19 protein-coding genes are annotated in these 20,219 nt (G+C 63.0%); 15 read left to right on the top strand and 4 right to left on the bottom strand.

Annotated features, from left to right (window positions below; all coding sequences use genetic code 11):
• The first annotated feature begins 23 nt into the window (after positions 1 to 23).
• From motA to X728_RS153550, 6 genes are all read left to right on the top strand, one after another.
• Positions 24 to 899 (top strand): flagellar motor stator protein MotA, encoded by an 876-nt coding sequence (gene motA, locus X728_RS153530; RefSeq protein WP_023671751.1) that lies wholly within the window; start codon positions 24 to 26, stop codon positions 897 to 899.
• A gap of 628 nt (positions 900 to 1,527) precedes the next feature.
• On the top strand, positions 1,528 to 1,878 hold the full coding sequence (locus X728_RS1000000171555; RefSeq protein ID WP_245266137.1) for a FliM/FliN family flagellar motor switch protein: 351 nt from the start codon (positions 1,528 to 1,530) through the stop codon (positions 1,876 to 1,878).
• 33 nt (positions 1,879 to 1,911) lie between these two features.
• Positions 1,912 to 2,301, top strand: a complete 390-nt coding sequence (fliN, locus tag X728_RS153535) for a flagellar motor switch protein FliN (RefSeq protein ID WP_023831536.1) — start codon at positions 1,912 to 1,914, stop codon at positions 2,299 to 2,301.
• 44 nt (positions 2,302 to 2,345) lie between these two features.
• Positions 2,346 to 3,362, top strand: a complete 1,017-nt coding sequence (locus X728_RS153540) for a flagellar motor switch protein FliG (RefSeq protein ID WP_023831535.1) — start codon at positions 2,346 to 2,348, stop codon at positions 3,360 to 3,362.
• A gap of 13 nt (positions 3,363 to 3,375) precedes the next feature.
• Positions 3,376 to 4,458 carry a flagellar biosynthesis protein FlhB gene (gene flhB / locus X728_RS153545; protein ID WP_023831534.1) on the top strand — a complete coding sequence of 361 codons (1,083 nt, stop codon included), beginning with the start codon at positions 3,376 to 3,378 and terminating at the stop codon, positions 4,456 to 4,458.
• Positions 4,455 to 4,892 carry a hypothetical protein gene (locus X728_RS153550; RefSeq protein WP_023671756.1) on the top strand — a complete coding sequence of 146 codons (438 nt, stop codon included), beginning with the start codon at positions 4,455 to 4,457 and terminating at the stop codon, positions 4,890 to 4,892. The genes flhB and X728_RS153550 overlap by 4 nt, the downstream gene beginning before the upstream one ends.
• A 31-nt stretch (positions 4,893 to 4,923) precedes the next feature.
• Here X728_RS153550 and X728_RS153555 read toward each other — a convergent pair whose 3' ends face one another.
• On the bottom strand, positions 4,924 to 5,694 hold the full coding sequence (locus X728_RS153555; protein WP_023683474.1) for a helix-turn-helix transcriptional regulator: 771 nt from the start codon (positions 5,692 to 5,694) through the stop codon (positions 4,924 to 4,926).
• Positions 5,691 to 6,401 carry a helix-turn-helix transcriptional regulator gene (locus X728_RS153560; protein WP_023831533.1) on the bottom strand — a complete coding sequence of 237 codons (711 nt, stop codon included), beginning with the start codon at positions 6,399 to 6,401 and terminating at the stop codon, positions 5,691 to 5,693. Before X728_RS153560 ends, X728_RS153555 begins: the two co-directional genes overlap by 4 nt.
• Positions 6,402 to 6,908: 507 nt before the next feature.
• Here X728_RS153560 and X728_RS153565 point away from each other — a divergent pair.
• The 3 genes from X728_RS153565 to X728_RS153575 all read left to right on the top strand — a co-directional run bounded on the left by X728_RS153565 (position 6,909) and on the right by X728_RS153575 (position 11,147).
• On the top strand, positions 6,909 to 7,361 hold the full coding sequence (locus X728_RS153565) for an insulinase family protein (protein WP_023831532.1): 453 nt from the start codon (positions 6,909 to 6,911) through the stop codon (positions 7,359 to 7,361).
• Between the two features lie 10 nt (positions 7,362 to 7,371).
• Positions 7,372 to 9,861, top strand: coding sequence for an insulinase family protein (locus tag X728_RS153570; RefSeq protein ID WP_196815075.1), 2,490 nt, complete (start codon positions 7,372 to 7,374; stop codon positions 9,859 to 9,861).
• A 92-nt stretch (positions 9,862 to 9,953) separates the two neighbouring features.
• Positions 9,954 to 11,147 carry a TMEM43 family protein gene (locus X728_RS153575; protein ID WP_023831530.1) on the top strand — a complete coding sequence of 398 codons (1,194 nt, stop codon included), beginning with the start codon at positions 9,954 to 9,956 and terminating at the stop codon, positions 11,145 to 11,147.
• A 90-nt stretch (positions 11,148 to 11,237) separates the two neighbouring features.
• Here X728_RS153575 and X728_RS153580 read toward each other — a convergent pair whose 3' ends face one another.
• Together X728_RS153580 and X728_RS153585 are read right to left on the bottom strand one after the other, a co-directional pair.
• Entirely contained in the window at positions 11,238 to 12,269 is a 1,032-nt protein-coding gene (locus tag X728_RS153580; protein ID WP_023831529.1) for a histone deacetylase family protein, read from the bottom strand.
• Positions 12,270 to 12,293: 24 nt separating this feature from the next.
• The gene (locus X728_RS153585) at positions 12,294 to 12,947 is read right to left on the bottom strand and encodes a TetR/AcrR family transcriptional regulator (protein ID WP_023686329.1); all 654 of its coding nucleotides are present in this window, start codon (positions 12,945 to 12,947) and stop codon (positions 12,294 to 12,296) included.
• 270 nt (positions 12,948 to 13,217) lie between these two features.
• Here X728_RS153585 and X728_RS153590 point away from each other — a divergent pair, with 270 nt between their 5' ends.
• The 6 genes from X728_RS153590 (at position 13,218) to X728_RS153615 (ending at position 20,187) form a co-directional block, all read left to right on the top strand.
• Positions 13,218 to 14,897: an amidohydrolase gene (locus X728_RS153590; RefSeq protein WP_023831528.1), complete on the top strand. Its 1,680-nt coding sequence runs from the start codon at positions 13,218 to 13,220 to the stop codon at positions 14,895 to 14,897.
• A gap of 156 nt (positions 14,898 to 15,053) precedes the next feature.
• Positions 15,054 to 16,154 (top strand): ABC transporter ATP-binding protein, encoded by a 1,101-nt coding sequence (locus X728_RS153595; RefSeq protein ID WP_023691713.1) that lies wholly within the window; start codon positions 15,054 to 15,056, stop codon positions 16,152 to 16,154.
• Positions 16,155 to 16,156: 2 nt separating this feature from the next.
• Complete coding sequence (locus tag X728_RS153600; RefSeq protein WP_023696888.1) at positions 16,157 to 17,077, top strand: ABC transporter permease; 921 nt, start codon at positions 16,157 to 16,159, stop codon at positions 17,075 to 17,077.
• Positions 17,070 to 17,870: an ABC transporter permease gene (locus X728_RS153605; protein ID WP_023671766.1), complete on the top strand. Its 801-nt coding sequence runs from the start codon at positions 17,070 to 17,072 to the stop codon at positions 17,868 to 17,870. Before X728_RS153600 ends, X728_RS153605 begins: the two co-directional genes overlap by 8 nt.
• Positions 17,871 to 17,893: 23 nt before the next feature.
• On the top strand, positions 17,894 to 18,928 hold the full coding sequence (locus X728_RS153610; protein ID WP_023671767.1) for an extracellular solute-binding protein: 1,035 nt from the start codon (positions 17,894 to 17,896) through the stop codon (positions 18,926 to 18,928).
• Positions 18,929 to 18,990: 62 nt separating this feature from the next.
• A complete protein-coding gene (locus X728_RS153615; protein ID WP_023831527.1) occupies positions 18,991 to 20,187 on the top strand; it encodes a serine hydrolase in 1,197 nt (398 codons plus the stop codon).
• Positions 20,188 to 20,219 lie beyond the last annotated feature (32 nt).

The following is a 20,219-nucleotide window of genomic DNA, read 5'->3' as shown; positions in this document are numbered from 1 at the left end:
GACGTGATGCGGAAGGATCTGGCGTGGGCATTCTGATCGGACTTGTGGTGACGCTCGGCTGTGTTCTCGGCGGCTTCATGGCGATGGGCGGCCATCTGCATGTGCTGATGCAGCCTTGGGAAGCGGTGGTCATCTGTGGCGCCGCACTTGGCACCTTTCTCGTCGCCAACCCGATGAAGACGGTCAAGGACACCGGCAGGGGTATCCTCGAAGCGTTCAAGCAGGCGGTACCGAAAGAACGCGACTATCTGGAGACGCTGGGCGTGCTGCACAGCCTGATGCGCGAACTGCGCTCGAAGTCGCGCAGCGAGGTCGAGGCGCACATCGACAATCCGGAGGAGTCGGCGATCTTCCAGGCGTTCCCGACCGTGCTGAAGAACCACGACCTGACGAATTTCATCTGCGACTACTGCCGCATCATCATCATCGGCAATGCCCGCTCGCATGAGATCGAGGCGCTGATGGACGAGGAAATCCAGACCATCAAGTCCGACAAGATGAAGGCCTACCATGCGCTGGTGGCGGTGGGCGACGGTCTGCCTGCGCTCGGCATCGTCGCCGCCGTGCTCGGCGTGGTCAAGGCGATGGGCGCGCTCGACCAGTCGCCCGAAATCCTCGGCGGCCTGATCGGCGCCGCCCTTGTCGGAACCTTCCTCGGCATCTTCCTGTCCTATGCAGTGGTCGGGCCGGTCGCCACCAAGATCAAGACGGTGCGCGAGAAGAAGAACCGCCTCTATATCATCGTCAAGCAGACGCTGCTTGCCTACATGAACGGCGCTCTGCCGCAGGTGGCGATCGAGTTCGGCCGCAAGACCATCTCGTCCTATGAGCGGCCGACGATCGATGCCGTCGAGCAAAGCACGATGAACACAGCTTCCGCCGAGAAGAAAGCGGCTTGAGCCATGCATGACGACAGACAGGACCGCACGCCGTCATGACAAGTCCTGGCAGCCCCTCGCAAGCCCGCTCGCTGATCATCGAGCGTCTGGTCGGTGACAGCGGTGAGGCCGCTCACGTCATCGGCACCGGGCGCTCGATGGGGGAGCGCGCACTGCCGCTGCTGCAGAAGAGCCTGGCCGGCGAACTCGGCGCACCGGTCACCGTCGACCTGCGCGCGGTCGAGATCAGCCGTGTTCCCGATGCCCGCACGAATGCCGGCGATGCCTTTGCCATGGCCATCATAGCATCGCCGACGTCTTCGGATGCGATGACGCTGGTGGCAGATGCGCCGGCCATCGCCGTGATGGTGTGCGCGCTGTTCGGCGGCGATCCGGATCAGCCGGTTTCGCCGATCGAGCGCGCTCTGTCGCAGATCGAGACCGATGTTGCGACCACGGTCTTCCAGGAAGTTGCGCAGGCGTTGAACGGATCAGGCCGGCGCTCGCTCGAGCTGCGGCTGCCGGTGCCGCGGGCGCTTTCGGGCAGCGAAGCCAAGCGTCGCGTGCTGCGCGATGGCGCGGCGGTGCGCATCGTCTTCGGCATCTCGACGCCNTCTCGACGCCTACCGACAGCGGAACGGTCACGGTGATGATCCCGCAGCGCATTCTGCTTGCCACACGCGGTATCGCCGATGTCCACGACAGCGAAGGCACGACCTCCGACTGGCGGGCACGTTTTTCCGAAGAAGTGATGCGCTCGACGGTGACGCTCGAAGCGACCATGCCGCTGGCCCGCCTGACGCTCGGCGATCTCGCCGGTTTCGAGCCAGGCCAGATCATCGAGTTCGAGGAAACCGCGCAGTCGCACGCCAAGCTGAGCGCGCGCGACAAGACGCTGTTTGTCTGCGAGTTCGGCAAACTCGGGCAGAACTACACCGTCCGGATCAGGCATCCTTACGATGCCGGTCAGGATTTTATCGATGGGCTCATGCCGGGCTGACGCCGGGCAAGCTCAAGCATTTGGAGACGACTTATGGCCAAGACCAAGGTGGAAGCCAATATCGACCAGCCGGACGAGCAGCTCGACCGCGCCATCGAGGAATTGCGCGGCGTCCTCCAGGAGGAGGAAAAGCGCCCCGACGCCGCCTTGCGGGCTGCCACGTCCGGCGCCAATTCGAACATCATCATGAGCATCCCGGTCGATGTGCAGATCATCCTCGGCAGTACGGAAATGCCGGTGTCGGACCTGATGGCGCTGCAGAAGGGCTCGACGGTGGCGCTCAACCGGCGCATCGGCGAACCGGTCGATGTCGTGGTCAACGGCCGCAAGATCGCGCGCGGCGAGATCACCGTGCTGGAAAGCGATCCGTCGCGCTTTGGCATCAGGCTGACCGAAATCATCGCTGCCGCCAGGAGCGCCTGAGGATTAGACGACATGCGGTCTCAGCAGCGATCGGAGCTTATGCCATGACGACGCCGGTGACGCTCACGCGCCCGCAAAAGGCCGCCGCCATCCTGGTGGCGATGGGCAAGCCTTCGGCCAGCCGACTGCTGAAATTCTTCAAGCAAGAAGAACTGAAGGCACTGATCGAAGGGGCGCGGCTGCTGCGCACCATCCCGCAAAGCGACCTCGAACGCATCGTTGCCGAATTCGAGGCCGAGTTCACCGAAGGTGCGGGCCTGCTCGATTCCGCCGACCGGATGGACACGATCCTCAATGAATCGCTGTCGCCCGAAGAGATGAGCGCCATCATGGGCGACAAGCGCTTCGAGGTTGCGCCGGAAGGACCACCGCCGATCTGGCCGGAGCTGGAAAAGCTCGAGCCGACGCGTCTGGGCACGTTCCTTGCCGCCGAGCATCCCCAGACCGCGGCCATGGTGCTGTCGAAGCTTGCGCCGCAGGCCGCCGCCAACATTCTGCTGACGATGGAAAAGCCGATGCGCAGCCAGATCATCAAGCGCATGGTGACGATGGCGACCATTCCGGACGCGGCGACCAGGATCATCGAGAACCAGCTGCGCGCCAGCGTGCTGGCGCAGACAGCGACCAAGGACATCTCGGCGGGACAGGCGCGCGTCGCCAGTATGCTCAACGAGATGGACAAGCCTCAGTTGGAAGAGGTCATGCAGGATCTGGAAGAGGCCGGCACGCCGGACCTCGGCGGTGTCCGCTCCAGGTTGTTTGCCTTCGACGATCTGCCGCTTTTGACGCAGAAGGCGAGGGTACTCCTGTTCGACGGGCTGTCGACCGAACTGATCACGCTGGCGCTGCGCGGTGCGGCGCCCGCATTGACGGAATCGGTGCTGTCGGCGATCGGCGCACGGTCGCGGCGCATGATCGAGTCCGAGCTCGGACAGGGCTCGGAAGGCATTCAGCTTGCCGATATCATGACGGCGCGCAAGAACATCGCGCTGGCGACAATCCGGCTTTCGCGCGAGGGGGCTTTCGAACTGCCCTCGTCGCAGCAGAGCGAAGCGGCTTAACGCCGAGCGCTGAATGGCTGAAGCGGCGGACAAAGACTCCAAAACCGAAGACGCGACCGAAAAGAAGATCCGCGACACCATCGAACAGGGCAAGCTGCCCCATTCCAGGGAGGCCGCACTTCTGGCGTCCTTCATCGCTATACTGGTGTTCACCGTCTTCTACGCCAAGGACGCGGTCGTCAATCTCGGCATGTTCCTGTCGATGTTCCTGGAAAAGCCCGAGGCGTGGCCGATGGACACCGAGACCGACGTCATCGCGCTCTACAAGACCGTGATGATGGAAATAGGCAACGCCGTCGTCAGCCTGCTGGTGCTGCTGGTGGTGGCCGGCATCGGCGCCTCGGTGCTGCAGAACATGCCGCAAGTCGTCGGCGAGCGGATCCGGCCGCAACTGTCGCGCATCTCGATAGCCAAGGGCTGGACCAGGATGTTCGGTATTCAGGGCTGGGTAGAATTCCTGAAATCGCTGGGCAAGCTCGGCTTCGCCAGTATCGTGCTCTACTTCACGCTGTCGCAGGACTACCGCCAGCTCCTGGCCGGCATGATCACCAACCCCGTCGCTTTCGGCCTCGTCATCAAAAGCATCACCGTCGACATATTGGTGGCGATCGTCTTCGTCATGGGGCTGATCGCGGCGGTCGACGTCGTCTGGTCGCGCTTCCATTGGAAGCAGGATCTGCGGATGACCAAGCAGGAGGTCAAGGACGAGTTCAAACAGTCCGAGGGCGACCCGATCATCAAGTCCCGGCTGCGCTCGCTGGCGCGTGACCGGGCGCGCAAGCGGATGATGACGGCGGTGCCGCGCGCGACGCTGATCATCGCCAATCCGACGCACTTTTCTATCGCGCTCAGATATGTCCGCGACGAGGATTCAGCACCCATGGTGCTGGCCAAGGGCCAGGACCTTGTGGCGCTCAAGATTCGCGAGGTTGCCAAGGAGCACAACATCCCGATCTTCGAGGACGTGGCGCTCGCCCGCTCCATGTACAAGCAAGTTTCGGTTGATAGCGTGATCCCGTCGCAATTCTACCAGGCCGTCGCCGAACTGGTGCGGATCGTCTACTCCAAAAAGGCTGAGCGGAGACAAATTTCATGAACCGCCAACCGCACGCAAAATCCCGCGAACTCATCGTCGCCAAGGCCATCGAGCAGGTGGTCGACGAGTTGCGGCTGATCGATGTCGCCGACTACATCGCTTTCATCCGGCTCGAGCATTTCGCTTGCCTGTCGGATCTGGTGGATTCGGCGGTGGAGCTGTTCTTCCTGCCGGGCACGCTCAGGCTCGGCCATGGCGGAGAGGCACATGTCGACTGGAGCGGCAGCCCGCGCATCGTGCTCGATCTCGAGCTTCGGCCGCCGGGCGTCACCGTCTATTTCCAGCTGACGCTGAGCGAGGAGAGGTCTTCGGTCGCGGTCAACTATGTGTCGTTCGAAAAGCCGGGCGAGGACCCCGAGCACAACACGGCCTTGCTGGAGACGGTGATCGAAGAGGCGCGGATTCGCCGGACCGAGCCGCTCGCCTATCGCTGATCTTTTGTCTTACTCCAACTGCCAGACGCGATCACTCGATCAGCCCCAGCCGCAGCGCCTTGGCCACCGCCTGGTTGCGGTTGACCGCGTTGAGCTTCTGCGTCGACTGGGTGAGATACTGGTTGGCGGTGTGGACCGACAGCTTCAACAGCCTGGCGATCTCTTCGCTGGTGTTGCCGTTGGCGGTCAGCTTCAGGCACTCCAGTTCACGCTTGGAGATCGACCGCATCCGGCCGGCATCGTTCGGACGAATGCGGGCGACGGCGGCGAACAGCGAAAAACAGCGGGCGTGGATTTCGTAGAGCGTGTCCTCCGGCAAAGCGATCGTCGAGCCGAGGAACACCACCAGCCCGCAATGGCCGCGATCGGCATGGACGGGAAAGCCAATGCCGTTGGTGCCCGGCGCCAGCGGCTCCGTCCGCTCCGCCCAGGCGAGGTTCTTGAAGACGGCGTCCGAGCCGGCGATGCCGTCATCGGCCCACCAGCGCGGCGCTGTCGAGGCGCCGCTGTGGCGAACCATCTCCTCACCATTGGCGCCGGCAATGAACTTGGTTGTCACCGCGGTGGCGGGATAGTCGGAATCGAAGCTCGGCACCAGGCGCGCCCGTTCCGGCGAGGGGCTGACGAAGTAGAGGCCAAACGCCGACGCGTTGATGTCGACGGCGATCCAGCGGCAGCGGCGCACCGCGTCCGGGATGGTAACGGCATGGTGCGTCTCGGAACCGATGGAGAAGGCGCCGAACGGATTGCGCTGCTCGTTGAAAAGGGCTTCGGCCGCCGCCTTGATGTCAGCATGTTTCAAATGATGCCGCTCCTGATCGCCGTGGCGATGGCCATCGCGCGGTTCGACGCCGCGAATTTCTGGATGGCGTGGGTGATGTAGCTGTTGACGGTGTTGGACGAGACCCCGAGGATCACTGCGACCTCATCGGTGGTTTTGCCTTCAGACACCCAGAACAGGCATTCGCGCTCGCGGTCGGACAGCGGGTCCTGCATGGCGACGGCGGCGATCAATTGCGGGATGGCGGACAGCGCGTAACAGCACTTCAACTGAGCCTTCATCAGCGCCGGCTGGTCGATACTGCCGGCCTCGGCCGCCGAGAAAAGCGCAAACAGCCGCTGGCGGCCGACATTGAGCCGCAGTGAATAGACTTCGGCATGTCCAAGCACGTCGAGCAGGCGCGCCTCTTCGCCTGTGAGCAGTCCGCCGGCGTCGGGTGCCGCGGCGGCGACCAGGGGCCTCGGGCGGATGCCAGGTGCAACGGTCAGCGGTCCCTGGGCAAGGCCGGCGATCAGCCGCTTGCCGATCAGTTCAATGGCGTCGAAGATCCAGTTGGATGAGACGATGCGGGCGTCGTTGCGGTCCTGGTCGTGGACGATGGCGACGAGCATGTAGCTGTCGGCGCCGATCTCGGCGGCAAGCTGCATGAAAAAGGAGGTGAGATCGCCGCGCGATTCGAGGCGCGAGCCTAACGTATCGGATTGGAGAGGCGCGGCGGAACTGCTCATTGGATGCTTTGGTTGTATGTCATGGCCGGAGTCTTTTCTTGAGCCCGGACGCTGGGGTTAGCAGCGGCCGAACTTGAAGACGCATCACGTTTACGAAGCACTCACACGGCGCGGCGGTCGCGCTGATCGCCGAATCCATTCAGGGAACGCGAAGCCGTCCGCGTCTGGTGCCGGTCATTGGCCGGAACTTGAGACTTTGGGTGGTCGCCGCGCCCCCCAAGGACCGGCTGATTCGGGTCTAATCTACCCGCAGATGAATCCGACATCAAACGCGATTTGACAAAATCAATATTATTGGACTCAAGCGACTCAGGGGCTGCTTTCGCGGCCTTTTCCGCCGCAAAAGGCCTGAAACGCCGACACGAAAAAGCCAGAGGGTGTTGCGATACTGCCGTATCGAGGGCCGATCGATTCCGATAGGGTCTCGGCAGCCGTGAGGGGTGGGCATCCCTTCGGTCATACGGCGGATTTGGCGGCGCTTGCTCGCGGCCATCAGCATCGGGGGTCATGATGAAGCAGGTTTTCCTGGCGTTCACGGTGGTGCTTGCGGCTCTTGCCGGCATGGCAGCGCCCGCCAAGGCTGAGCCGACCGTTACCTATGCGCTCGACAACGGGCTGCAGGTGGTGCTGGTGCCCGACCATCGCGTGCCGAAGGTGGTGATGAACCTGCGCTACCGCGTCGGGTCGATGAATGAACCCGCGGGACGCTCGGGCTTTGCGCATCTGTTCGAACATCTGATGTTTTCCGGCACGCCGGCCTGGCCGAACGTGTTCGGCGCGCACGCCGCGCTCGGCAACGAGATCAATGCCTGGACCACCGAGGACGGCACGGTTTATTATGTCGACGGGCTGTCGTCGTCACTGCCGATGNAACGAGATCAATGCCTGGACCACCGAGGACGGCACGGTTTATTATGTCGACGGGCTGTCGTCGTCACTGCCGATGATCTTGTCGCTTGAGGCAGACCGCATGGCCAATCTCGGCCGTTCGGTGACTCAGGCCAAGCTCGATCTGCAGCGCTCGGTGGTCAAGAACGAGATGCGCCAGAACGTGCTCGACAAGGCCGGCGCATCCGGCTGGGAAGCTTTCTGGTCCGGGCTGTTCCCGAAGCCGCATCCCTATAGCCGCATGGTCATCGGCTCGGTCGCCGATCTTGATGCGGCGACGCTCGACGATGTCAGGGGTTTCTTCAACAGCTACTATCTGCCCAACAATGCGGTGCTGGTGCTGGTCGGCGACTTGGAGATCGACGACACCAAGGCGCTGATTGCCGACACGTTCGGCAGCGTGGCGCGCGGCGCCGATGTGGCGCGGCCCGCCGTGCCGGCACCGACGCAGGCCCGGCTCAAGCTGGTGCTCGAGGATCGTGTACCAAGCCCCATCGTCGTGGTCGGCTTCAGTGGCCCGGTGGCGCAGTCGCCCGACAATGGTGCGCTCAGCATTGCCGCCGAACTGCTCGGCAACGGCGAATATGGATTTTTGCGCAACCGGCTGGTTTCGCAGTTGGGCATTGCCACCTATGCCAGCGCGAGCTGGACCGGCGGTCTGCTCGGTGGCCGCTTTACCTTCGAGGCGGGTGCCGCCGAAGGTGTGGCGCCGGAAGCGCTGGAAAGCGCGATGAAAACGGCGTTCGCGGATTTCCTGAAGACCCCGCTCGATCCGGTCGATGTCGAGCGTGCGCGCACGGGCATCTTGCAGGCAGCGCGGCTCGGCAGCGAAGCACTGAAGGATCGCGCCGGCGTCGTCTCCTACAATGCCGACGTGCTCGGCGATGCGCAGAGCGCGCTGGTCGACGACCCGCGGGTGAAGGACGCCAGCGTGGCGGATGTCGAGGCCACGATGAAGCGGCTGTTGAAACCGGAAGACGCCAGCGTGCTGGTGCTGAAGCCCGGACCGCGCGGCGGCTATCCCGATGCACTGATCGGCTCGTCCGGCACACCGCAGCCGTTCACCGCGCCGGAGCGAGCGGCGATCGACATTCCGAAGCATGCGGCCGGGCAAGCGCCTTCGGCAACACTGCCCGCCATGGAAACGGCGACGCTCTCGAATGGCATCAAACTCGTCCACTACACAATGCCGGAAGCGCCGATGGTCTATGTCGCGGCCAGTGCCGCCGGCGGCTGGAACAGCGTGCCGGAAGGCAAGGAGGGATTGCTGGAGCTTGCAGCAAGCATGGCGACACGCGGGGCCGCCGATCGCGGCTCGGCTGATTTCGCCAAGGCGGCCAGCGACATCGGCGCCGGCGTCGGCCACCAGGCCGGAACGCTGACCACGATGATGACGCTCGGCGTGCCGCCGGAAAAGCTCGATCAGGGTATTGGCCTGCTCGCCGACGCGGTGCTGAAGCCTCGTTTCGACAAGACCGAATGGACGGTGCTGATGGCGCAGACGGTCGACTGGCTAAACGGCCGCGAGGCGGATCTGCCCGGCGTTGCCGGCCGCATGGCAAAGGCGACGCTGATCCCGCAGGTGCCGGGCAAGGCAGCGGTGGACTGGTCGGCAAAGGCGCTGGCCTCGATCTCGCTCGACGAGGCGAGGGACGCATTCAAGGCGGAGTTCACGCCGAAGGCGGTGACCTTCTACAGCGTCGGCCCGATGCCGGTCGCGACCGTCGCCGCCAGCCTTGAAAAAGCATTCGGCGCGTGGACAAGCGACACCGACGGCTATGCCGTCGAGCCGTCGCCGGCGGCGCATTTCAACGGGGGACAGAAAGTGCTGCTGGTGCCCGAACCCGGCGCCAGCCAGTCGGCGCTGTTCGTGGCGCGGCCGGCGCCCGGCACCGACGAGAGCGAGCGCGCCGAATCGACCGCGGTCTCCAACCTGCTTGGCGCCGATTTCTCCAGCCGGCTGAATTCGGTGATCCGCGAGGAGAAGGGCTACTCCTATGGCGTGTCGAGCTATCTGATGAGCCCGATGAAGGCCGGCTCGGGATTGGTCGTGGCAACCACCGTCGAGCGCGCCAACACAGGGCCGGCGATTACCGAAATCCTGAAAGGATTTGCCGGCCTGACCACCTTGCCGGTGGCGCAGGACGAGGTCGACCGCACGGTGACTGTCTATCGCCGGGCGCTGGCTGGATCGGCCGAGACGTCGGCTGGTCTGTTCTCCTCGCTGATTGGCGCGGTCGGCAGCGGATCGACGCTGGAGGACCAGCAAACCCGCATGGCGGCGCGCACAAAGCTGACGCTCGATGCGGTTCAGAAACAGGCGCTGGCCCTTGCGTCGCTCGATCCGTCGCTGATCGTGGTGGCGGGCGACCCCGATGTGGTGATGGCGCAGCTTGCCGCTATCGGTTTCAAGGACGTCGAGATCGTCAAGCGTGACGAGGTCGGCGAAGAGACGGCGATGCGGGCGCTCGATCTTCTCGGGGGGCAATCGCCAGGCGCCGCTCTCCGCATCGCCATGGCGGGTCGGCGATGGCGGCACGACACGGGCGGTGCATTCCTGTACAGGCGATAGGGACTGCGGCGCGCAGATCCACGCCGACTGATCGATACGAGGCGGCCGCCGGCCGCGTTTAAATCTTGGGCAACTTTGTTTCGGGGGAAACGATGAGCGATTCATTTCGGGAAGTCACATCCGTCTCGTGGTTCGGGCGGATCAAGCGCGCCGTCGGCGGGGTCATCTTCGGCCTTATCCTGATCGTGCTGATGGTGATCGGGCTGTTCTGGAACGAAGGCCGCGCCGTGCAGACGGCGCGCTCGCTGGCCGAAGGTTCTGGAGCGGTGGTTTCGGTCGGCGCCGACAGCGTCGATACCGCCAATGACGGCAAGCTGGTTCATGTCAGCGGACTGGTGACGGCGGACAGCGGCCTGGCGGATCCGGATTTCGGCATCGCCACGCAAGGGCTGCGGCTGTCGCGCAGTGTCGAGATGTATCAGTGGAAGGAAGAGTCCAAGTCGCAGACGACCAAGAAGCTCGGCGGTGGCGAAGAGACGGTGACCACCTACAGCTATTCCAAGGTGTGGGACGACAGCCAGATCGACTCGTCGGACTTCAAGAAGCCGGACGGCCACCAGAATCCGCCGATGGAAATCCACGGCCGGACCTTCCAGATTCCTGAGGGCAAGCTTGTCGCCTTCGATCTCGATACGCCAGTGCTGGACCGTATCGAGGGTGACAAGGACTATTCGCTCTCAGCCGACCAGTCGGCGGCGATAAAGGCTGCCTATACCGGAACGAAACCGCTCAGCATCGTCGATGGCAAGATTTTTCTCGGCAATGACAACACGACGCCCGCTTTGGGTGACTATCGAATCGGCTACGAACTGGCGCCGCTGGGCGTGATCAGTATCATCGCGCGCCAGGCCGGCAGCCGCTTCGAGCCCTACCAGACGCAAGCCGGCGATGCGCTGCTGATGGTCGATACCGGCAACGTCCCGGCCGAAAAGATGTTCGCCGACGCGGTCAGCGCCAACACGCTGATCACCTGGCTGCTGCGCGGCGCCGGCTTGCTGTTGCTGACCATAGGCTTTGCGCTGTTCCTCAGCCCGATCGGGGTGATCCTCGACGTCATACCCTTCCTCGGCAGCATGGCGCGGATGGGCACCGGCATCATCGCCTTCGTCCTGGCGATCCTGGTCGGCACGGTGACGATTGCGATTGCCTGGTTCTGGTACCGACCGTTGCTGGCGCTCGCCATCCTGGCGGCAGGCGTGATTGCGGCGGTGATTGTCTACCGTATCGGTCGGTCGCGAAGGCCAGCCGTTCCGGTGGTTGCGCCCAACCCGGCGGCGGCCGCCTAGATAGAGGTCGGGGCGGCCGGAGCCGCCCCATATCTCTTTGGCGCAATTCCGGCCGGAAAACCGCCTCACACTTGTCCTGGAATTGCTTTCCTATTTGTCCTCGAAGCCGGTGAGCACGCCGACGGCGTTGATGCCGATCTCCTCGACGGCGTAGCCGCCTTCCATCACGAACAGCGTCGGCAGGCCGAGCTTGGCGATGCGATGGCCGATCTTCGGATAGTCCGGGCTTTTCAGCTTGAACTGGCTGATCGGGTCCTTCTCGAAGGTGTCGACGCCGAGCGACACGATGACGATATCGGGGGCGTAGGCGGCGAGCTTGGCGCAAGCGTCCTCCAGCGAGGCGTTCCAGGCGTCCCAATTGGTGCCGAAGGGCATGGGATAATTGACGTTGAAACCTTCGCCGGCGCTGGCGCCGCGTTCATCGGCATGGCCGAGGAAGAACGGATACTCCACCATGGGATCGCCATGCAGGTTGAGAACCTGCACGTCGGCGCGTTCATAGAAGATCTCCTGCGTGCCATTGCCGTGGTGATAGTCGACGTCGAGGATCGAGACGCGTTTTGCGCCCTGATCGAGGAACCACTGCGCGGCGACCGCGGCATTGTTGATGTAGCAGTAGCCGCCCATGAACCCGGCACCGGCGTGATGGCCGGGCGGGCGGCAGAGCGCGAAGGCCGACCGCTCGCCACCCTTGACCAAGGCCGCCGTCGTCAGCGCCACGTCATAGGACGATTTGATCGCGGTCCATGTGCCTTCGACGAAGGTGGCGCCGGCGTCGAAGGAATAGTAGCCGAGCAAGGCGTCGACGCGCTTGGGTGGCACGTCGCCGCGCAGGCCGCGCGTCGGCCAGGTGAAGGGCATCGCCGTGCCCTCGAAGCCGGCGGCCTTCCACGCCGGCCAGACGGTCGGCAGGAAGTCGATATAGTCGGCCTTGTGGATGCGCTTGGCGGCTGTGAGATCGTGCTCGACCGGTCCGATGATCGGCCCCAGCTTCTCGCTCTCGACCCGCGCCTTGATGAACTCGGCCCGCGACGGCTTTTCGAAACCCGGCACGATTGCCGACGTGACCAGTTCCATCTGGCCGGCATGGCCGGCATGAAGCGGCGAATAGACAGTCTTCATGAATTTCCTCTCGAAATAGCGAAATCAGTCAAGGTTGAGATAGGGGGTGACCAGAGCGAGCCACATTCTTTCCACATCGTCCTCAATGAGGTCGTATGTCTTGCGATCCCGCTTCAACCCCACAAGCCGGCAGGCGTGCCCGACATCCATCATCAGCACGCCGAGTCGGCTGGCGATCTTGTCTTCAAGGGCCGGGTTCACATGCTGCAGCCACGCGGCGTAAAGCGCGATGATCTGCTCGTCATATTCGTCCTGGATCGGCCTGAGGTCGGCATTGCCGGATATCGCCTCGATCACCGGCATCAGGGTGGCGTTTTCGAGATATATTCTGGAGGTATCGATGAAGAGCTTGCGCACCTCCTGCCGAAACTCGTCGCGGTTGGTGGGTGGGGTGACCTCGATGCGCCTGGCGATCACCTCGGGAAACGACGACAGCCAGCGCCGGGCGAGGTCGAGGAGAATGGCTTCCTTGTTGGGAAAGTACTGGTAGACCGAACCGACCGACAGGCCCGCGCGCCGGGCAATGGCGAGCGTCGTCGGCGTCTTGGTTCCCTGCTCCCGCGTCAGGATCAAAGCCGCGTCGAGTATCCGGTCGACCACCTTGCTCGACCGTTCCTGCCGCGGCTGCTTGCGCGGTTCGAGCGCCATCCTGGTTTCGCGGCTGAGACTGCGCTTCACGGATTGATGCCTTCGTTCCCTGCCGGTTTCAACACAGGTCCCGGTCTCAAGTGGTGTGTTGTCCACAATACATTCGAAATTCGGCACGTTGACAAACGCGAATAATTAGTCGCATTCTTTTATCCACGCTGTTTTGAGAGATCACAAGGGGAATTTCGAAACAGCGCACTGGCATCAGTTTTCGTCCGATAACGCCGCTCCAGCGGAGTGGCAGCTTGTCGGACAAGAGGGTTGTCGGTCTCAGCCAGTCGTCAAAAGCGCGGAGTCGCGATGTCTGTCACGGGTGCGGGTCAAAATGCTGATCTGATCGTCATCAATGGTCGCGTGCGGACCATGGACGATGATAATCCCGCCGCCGAGGCGATTGCCGTCAAGGACGGCGCCATCATCGCCATCGGCAACCACGCCGCCATCGAAAAACTCAAGGGAACGACCACAGACGTGATCGACGCCACGGGCGGTTCGGTCCTGCCCGGTTTCATCGAAGCCCACATGCATCTGTTCTCGGGAGGGGCTGAGCTCGCGCATCTTCAACTCGGCGGTATCCATGGCTTCGAGGCGCTTCAAAGCGCCATCCGCGACTACGCCACGACGTGGCCCGAGGCGAAGATGCTTGTGGGACAGGGCGTCGACTACACCGTGCTCGGCGACGAGCGGGTGACACGCCATCATCTCGACGCCATCCTGCCCGACCGCCCCTTCTGCATGGCGGCACCCGACCACCATACGATGTGGGCCAACACCAAGGCGTTGGAGATGGCCGGCATCCTGAAGGGACGCACGCTCGGTCCGGGCAACGAGATCGTGATGGGTGACGACGGCCTGGCCGCGGGCGAATTGCGCGAGGGCGAGGCCTTCGGTCCGGTGCTCGACCTTGCCGGCGAAAGCCGGGTGCGGTTGGGGCTGTCGACCGGCGGCGAGCCGGACCCAATGCCGTCGGCCGCCGAGCGGGCCGCTGACCGTGACATCATGCGGCGCGGACTTGCCTGGTGCGCGCGCCACGGCATCACCTCGATCCAGAACATGGACGGCAATCTCTACCAACTCGAATTGCTTTCCGAGATCGAGGCCGAGGAAGGCCTGCCCTGCCGCGTCAAGATCCCGTTCCACTACAAGAATTTCATGACGCTCGACATGCTCGAGAAGGCGTCCGTCATGGCCGAGCGCTACGACAGCGAGTGGCTGTCATCGGGCATGGTCAAGGTGTTCTATGACGGCGTGCTCGATTCCTGGACCGCGGTTATGGTCGAACCCTATGCGGATCGTCCCGACTGGGTCGGCGAGCCGCTGTTCACGCCGCAGCAATTTATCGATCTCGCCGTGGCTATCGACAAACGCGGGCTGCAGATCGCCGTGCACTCGATCGGTGACGGCGCCGTGCGCGCAGTGCTCGACGGTTACGAGGCGGCGCAGAAGGTCAATGGCAAGCGCGACAGCCGGCACAGGGTTGAGCACATCGAGGTCACCACAGCAGCCGACGTGCCGCGTTTTGCCGAACTCGGCGTCATCGCCTCGATGCAGCCGTCGCATCCGCCCGGCGCCATGGATTTTCCGCTGGAGCCGACGGTGTCACGCATCGGGCCGGCCCGCTGGCCGCTGAGCTATGCCTGGCGCACCCTGAAAAGCGCCGGCGCCCATGTCGTGTTCGCCTCGGACTGGCCGGTGGCAGCGATCGACCCGATCCTGAGCATTCAGGCGGCAGTGCAGCGCAAACCATGGGCAGAAGGCGATCCTGACCAGAGTTTCTCGCTGCAGGAAGCGATTGCCGCCTACACGGTCGAGGGCGCCTATGCCGAATTCGCCGAGCATCGCAAAGGCGTTCTGAAACCCGGCTACATGGCGGATCTGGTGGTTTTGTCGGCCGATATCGAGAAGACGGCGCCGGCCGATCTGCACAAGCTGCGACCGGTGACGACGGTCTGCGGTGGCAAGGTAACCTACCAGGCCTGACAATGGCATGCGGCTTGCACAGCTTGCCGCTTGCAAGACGAAATGACCGACTGAACTGTGGTTCAATGCCGGACTTGCCAACCTACCGGCCGTGTGGTCACATCGAACAGGGGAAAAACTCCGCCAGCAAGAGCGGGGTCAACAGTGAGGCGTATCGTGCCGGAAAAACCGGATCGGAATGCAATTGAAGTCGTAAACGTCAGTAAAATTTTCGGATCGGGTGAGGGGCAGGTTGCTGCCCTCGATACGGTCTCGGTATCCATCCGCGAGAATGAGTTCTTCACCCTGCTGGGACCATCCGGCTGCGGCAAGACCACGTTGCTGCGGCTGATTGCCGGCTTCGACTTTCCAACCGCCGGCGAAATCCTCCTCTACGGTCAGGACATCGCGCCGTTGCCGCCCTTCAAGCGGCCGGTCAACACCGTCTTCCAATCCTACGCGCTGTTCCCGCATATGACGGTCGCCGACAATATCGGCTTTGGCCTGGAAATGCTGGGCAAGCCGAAGGCCGAGATCAAGGCGCGCGTCGCCGAGATGCTGAAACTGGTGAAGATGGAGGCGCTGGCGGGCCGCCGCACCAGCCAGATCTCCGGCGGCCAGCAGCAGCGCGTGGCGCTCGCCCGGGCGCTGGCGCCGCAGCCCAAGGTGCTCCTGCTCGACGAACCGCTCTCGGCCCTGGACTACAAGCTGCGCAAGGAAATGCAGATCGAATTGAAGCGGCTGCAGCACGAGACGGGCATCACCTTCATCTTCGTCACCCACGACCAGGAGGAAGCGCTGACCATGTCGGATCGCATCGCGGTGATGTCGTCGGGCAAGATCCTGCAGGTCGGCTCGCCGCGCGACATCTACGACCGGCCGGCCGAGCGTTTCGTCGCCGACTTCATCGGCGAGTCGAACTTCCTCAAGGCGGATGTGGTTAGCGCGACTGGTGGCCGGGCGACGGTGAAGCTGCCGTCTGGTGTGGAAATCCCAGCCTCGCTGCCGGAAGGCTTCAGCCCCAGCGGCAAGGTCACCATCGTCGTGCGTCCAGAGCATGCGCAGTTGGGCACGGCCAGCCCGAGCGCTTCGCTGTCCGGCACCGTCGAAAACATCGTCTATCTCGGCACCGACACGCACTTCCATCTGCGCCTTGCCGGTGGCGAGCCGTTCATCGTGCGGCGTCAGAACAGCCGCGGCGCCGGTGACGGCTTCGTGCAGGGCGGCCAGATCGGCATCATGATCGGCAACGACGCCGCGCAAGTGCTGAAGGACTGATCATGGCGACCGCGGAACAAGTCGCCAAGGCAGCGCAGCGACGCGATGTGCGCGACCGGTGGCTGCTGTCAGCGCCAGCCTTGCTGGTGATCTTCCTCGCCGCGACAGGCCCCTTGCTGATCGTGCTGATCTACTCGTTCCTGACGCCTGGCCCCTATGGCGATGTGAAGTGGCAGTTTTCGCCCGATGCCTGGCTGTCGGTGTTCATGGAACGCGACATTTTCGACGATACGCTTTCGCTTGCGGCAGCGCATGTCACCATCTTCTGGCGCTCGATCAAGCTGGCGGTGATAACGACGATCGCCACTTTGGCATTGGGGTTTCCAACCGCCTATTTCATGGCGACGCGCAGCGAGAAAACCAGGGATCTCTGGCTGTTCCTGATCACCATTCCGTTCTGGACCAACCTTCTGATCCGCACCTTCGCCGTGCTGCAGATCATCCGCAACGAAGGCATCATCAACACCATCCTGATCAAGCTTGGTATCGTCTCGGCGCCGGTGCAGATCCTCTTCACCGACACGGCGATTCTGATCGGCATGGCCTATGTCTATCTGCCGCTGATGGTGCTGCCGATCTATGCCAGCATGGAGAAGCTTGATTTTCGCCTCGTCGAGGCGGGCTACGACCTCTACGCGACCCGATTCAAGGTATTGCGGAAGATCATTTTCCCGCTGGTCAAACCCGGCGTCATTGCCGGCTCCATCCTGGTCTTCATTCCAGCCCTTGGCGCCTATGTGACGCCGAGCGTGCTTGGCGGCGGCAAGAATATGATGCTGTCCAACCTGATCGAATTGCAGTTCGGCCAAGGCCGCAACTGGCCGCTCGGCTCGGCGCTGTCGATCACGGTGATGATCATCGTCATGGTGGCGCTGCTTGCCTATGTGCGCAATGCCGGCAAGTCGGGGGCGCGGCATGGCTAAGAACTTTTCCATCAAGCACCAGACCGGCTTCACGGTGATCGCTGCGACCTGTTTTATCGTGCTCTATCTGCCGATCATCGTGCTGGTCGCCTATGCCTTCAACGCGGCGAACTCGACGTCCGAATGGGGCGGCTTTTCGATGCGCTGGTTCCAGTCGGCTTGGCAGAACGTGCAAGTTATCGACGCGACGCTACGCTCGTTCCAGATCGGCGCCGTGGCTGCGGTGCTGTCGACAATCTTTGCCACCATGGCCGCGCTTGCCACCACGCGCACCGCGTCCTATCCGGGCCTCACCTTCAAATATGCGGCGATCAACCAGCCGCTGATGGTGCCCGAGATCGTCACCGGCGTGGCGCTGCTGATCTTCTTCTCGCGCATCAAGATTTTCACCGGCTATTCCGGCATCGGCTATCTGATCGCCGCGCACACGGCGTTCTGCATCCCGTTCGCCTATCTGCCGATCCGGGCGCGGCTGGAAAACATGGACCTGACGCTGGAGCGCGCGGCCGCCGATCTGTACGCGACGCCTTGGAAGACCTTCCGCCGCATCACGCTGCCGCTTTTGTGGCCCGGCATACTGGCCGGACTGATGCTGGCCTTCGTCATCTCGCTCGATGACGTCGTCATCACCGAGTTTGTCAAATCGGGCGGCCAGGATACGCTGCCCACCTACATGCTCGGCCAGATCCGCCGCGGCATCACGCCTGAGATCAACGCGATATCGACCGCCTTCCTGCTGCTTTCGGTCGCGATCGTCACGTTGTTTTTCTTCGTCAGCAGGAAAAGAGACTGAACCGACAAATGGGAGCTAAAACCATGAACTGGAAAACAACGACAGCCGCCATCGGGTTGGCGCTGCTCGCAACGACGAGCCTGGCCCGCGCCGATGGCGAGCTGAACATCTACAATTGGGGCAACTATACCAGCCCCGACGTGATCAAAAAGTTCGAAGCCAAATACAACGTCAAGGTGACCATCACCGATTACGATTCCAACGATACGGCGCTCGCCAAGGTACGCCAGGGCGGCACCGGCTTCGACATCGCCGTTCCGTCGCAAACCTACGTGCCGATCTGGATCAAGGAGGGCCTCGTGCAGGAGACCGATCCGGGCAAGATGGAGAATTTCAAGAACGTGGCGCCGGAATGGGCCAATCCAGACTTCGACCCCGGCCGCAAATATTCCGTGCCGTGGGCGCTGGGCACCGTCGGTGTCGTCGTCAACACCGATGCCTACAAGGGACCAGCCGACAGCTGGGGCATCATCTTCAACACGCCGGACGAGCTGAAGGGCAAGACCAATGTCGTTCCCGAGATGAATGACGTTATCTTCGCGGCGATCAAATATGTCGGCGGCCAGCAGTGCACCGACGACAAGACGGTGCTGAAGAAGGTGCGCGACACGCTTGTCGCGGCCAAGCCGAACTGGATCGCCATGGAATACAACACCATCGAAAAGATGGGCGCCGGCGACTTCAAGGCGACCAGCGACTGGAACGGTTCGGCGCTGCGTCAGCGGCTGGCCAATCCGGCCATCCATTACAATTATCCGAAGGAAGGCTACGGCCTGTGGAGCGATAACGTCGTCGTTCTCAAGGAAGCCAAAAATGTCGAGAACGCCAAGCTGTTCCAGAACTTCATCATGGATCCGGAAAACGCGGCCGGCCTCTCGGCCTTCCATCGCTACGCAAACGCCATTACCGGCTCGGACAAGTACATGCCGGCCGATATGAAGGATGCCCCGGAAGTCGTCATTCCGGAGGCTGCGAAGGCACAAGGCGAATTCCAGAAGATGTGCGCGCCTGAGATCCAGGACATCTACACCAAGATCTGGACCGAACTGCAGAAATAACCGCAGCCTGACAGACCCGGCGGCCTGCGCCGCCGGGTCTTTTCTTTTCCGGAATGGCTTTCATGGACTCCTATCGCAACAGCGATCCGCGGCCGTCGATCATGCAGGGCTCGCCGCCTCAAATGGTGCTGCCGAAGCTCGACTGGGACCGGCCGCCATGGAATCGCTGGGCCTTCCAACACATCCGCGAATTCCTGCCGACCATCGAGGTCTGGCGCGGCAATGGCCATCGCCATCGTCTTGAGCGCGCAGAGACCGATCTCGACGCGCTGCCGGTGGAAGACAGCAAGGGCCGTCCGACGACGCTCGTTGGCCTGCTCGACGAGACCTACACGGACGGCTTCCTGGTGCTCAAAGACGGCAAGGTCGCCTATGAGCGCTATTTCAACGGCATGGCCGAGCGTACGCTGCATCTGTCGCAGTCGATGGCGAAGTCGGTAACAGGCACCGTGTTCGGTATTCTGGTTGGGCGCGGCTTGATCGACCCGGCCAAACCGGTGACCGCCTATCTGCCGGAGCTCGGCGCGACCGGCTGGGACGGCGCCAGCGTGCAGCATGTGCTGGATATGACCACCGGCGTGCGGTTTTCCGAGGAATACACCGACCGTTACTCCGACATCGGCCAGGTTGATGTCGCCACGGGCTGGAAGCCGGTGCCGCCGGACAGCGATCCGGATTTCCAATGGCCGCCGCATCTGTTCGAGTTGATCCAGCAGCTGAAGGACAAGGTGCGGCCGCATGGCGTCGCGTTCGAGTACCGCTCGATCGAGACCGACGTGCTTGCCTTCATCATGGAGCGGGTCACCGGTAAACGGCTGGCGCAGCTGGTGTCCGAGGAGCTGTGGCAAAAGCTCGGCGCCGACGAAAGCGCCTGCTTCACGGTCGACAGCGCCGGCTATGCGCTGGCCGATGGCGGCTTCAACGCGACGCTGCGCGATTACGCCCGCTTCGGCCAGCTGATCCTCGACAAGGGCCGCGGCATCGTGCCGGCCGACTGGATCGAGGCGACGCGCAACGGCAGGCATGGGCCGGACTTCAATCCGAGCCTGCCCGAAGGCAGCTATCGCAACCAGTTCTGGATCGAAAACCCGCGCTCACGCGCGCTGATGTGCCGGGGCGTGTTCGGGCAGATGATCCATATCGACTGGGACACCGGCATGGTCGTGGTCAAGCTTTCGACCTATCCGGATTTCAGCAATGTCGCCTATTCGGTGGCAACGCTGAAGGCGGTGCACACCATCGCCATGGCGCTTGGTTGACCCACAACAAATCACCCTCCGAGGAAACGTTC

The sequence above is a fragment of the Mesorhizobium sp. L103C119B0 genome (assembly GCF_000502235.1).
GTDB lineage: Bacteria > Pseudomonadota > Alphaproteobacteria > Rhizobiales > Rhizobiaceae > Mesorhizobium.
The sequence above is the reverse complement of the archived record's forward strand: the minus strand, read 5'-3'. Positions and strand labels throughout refer to the sequence as shown.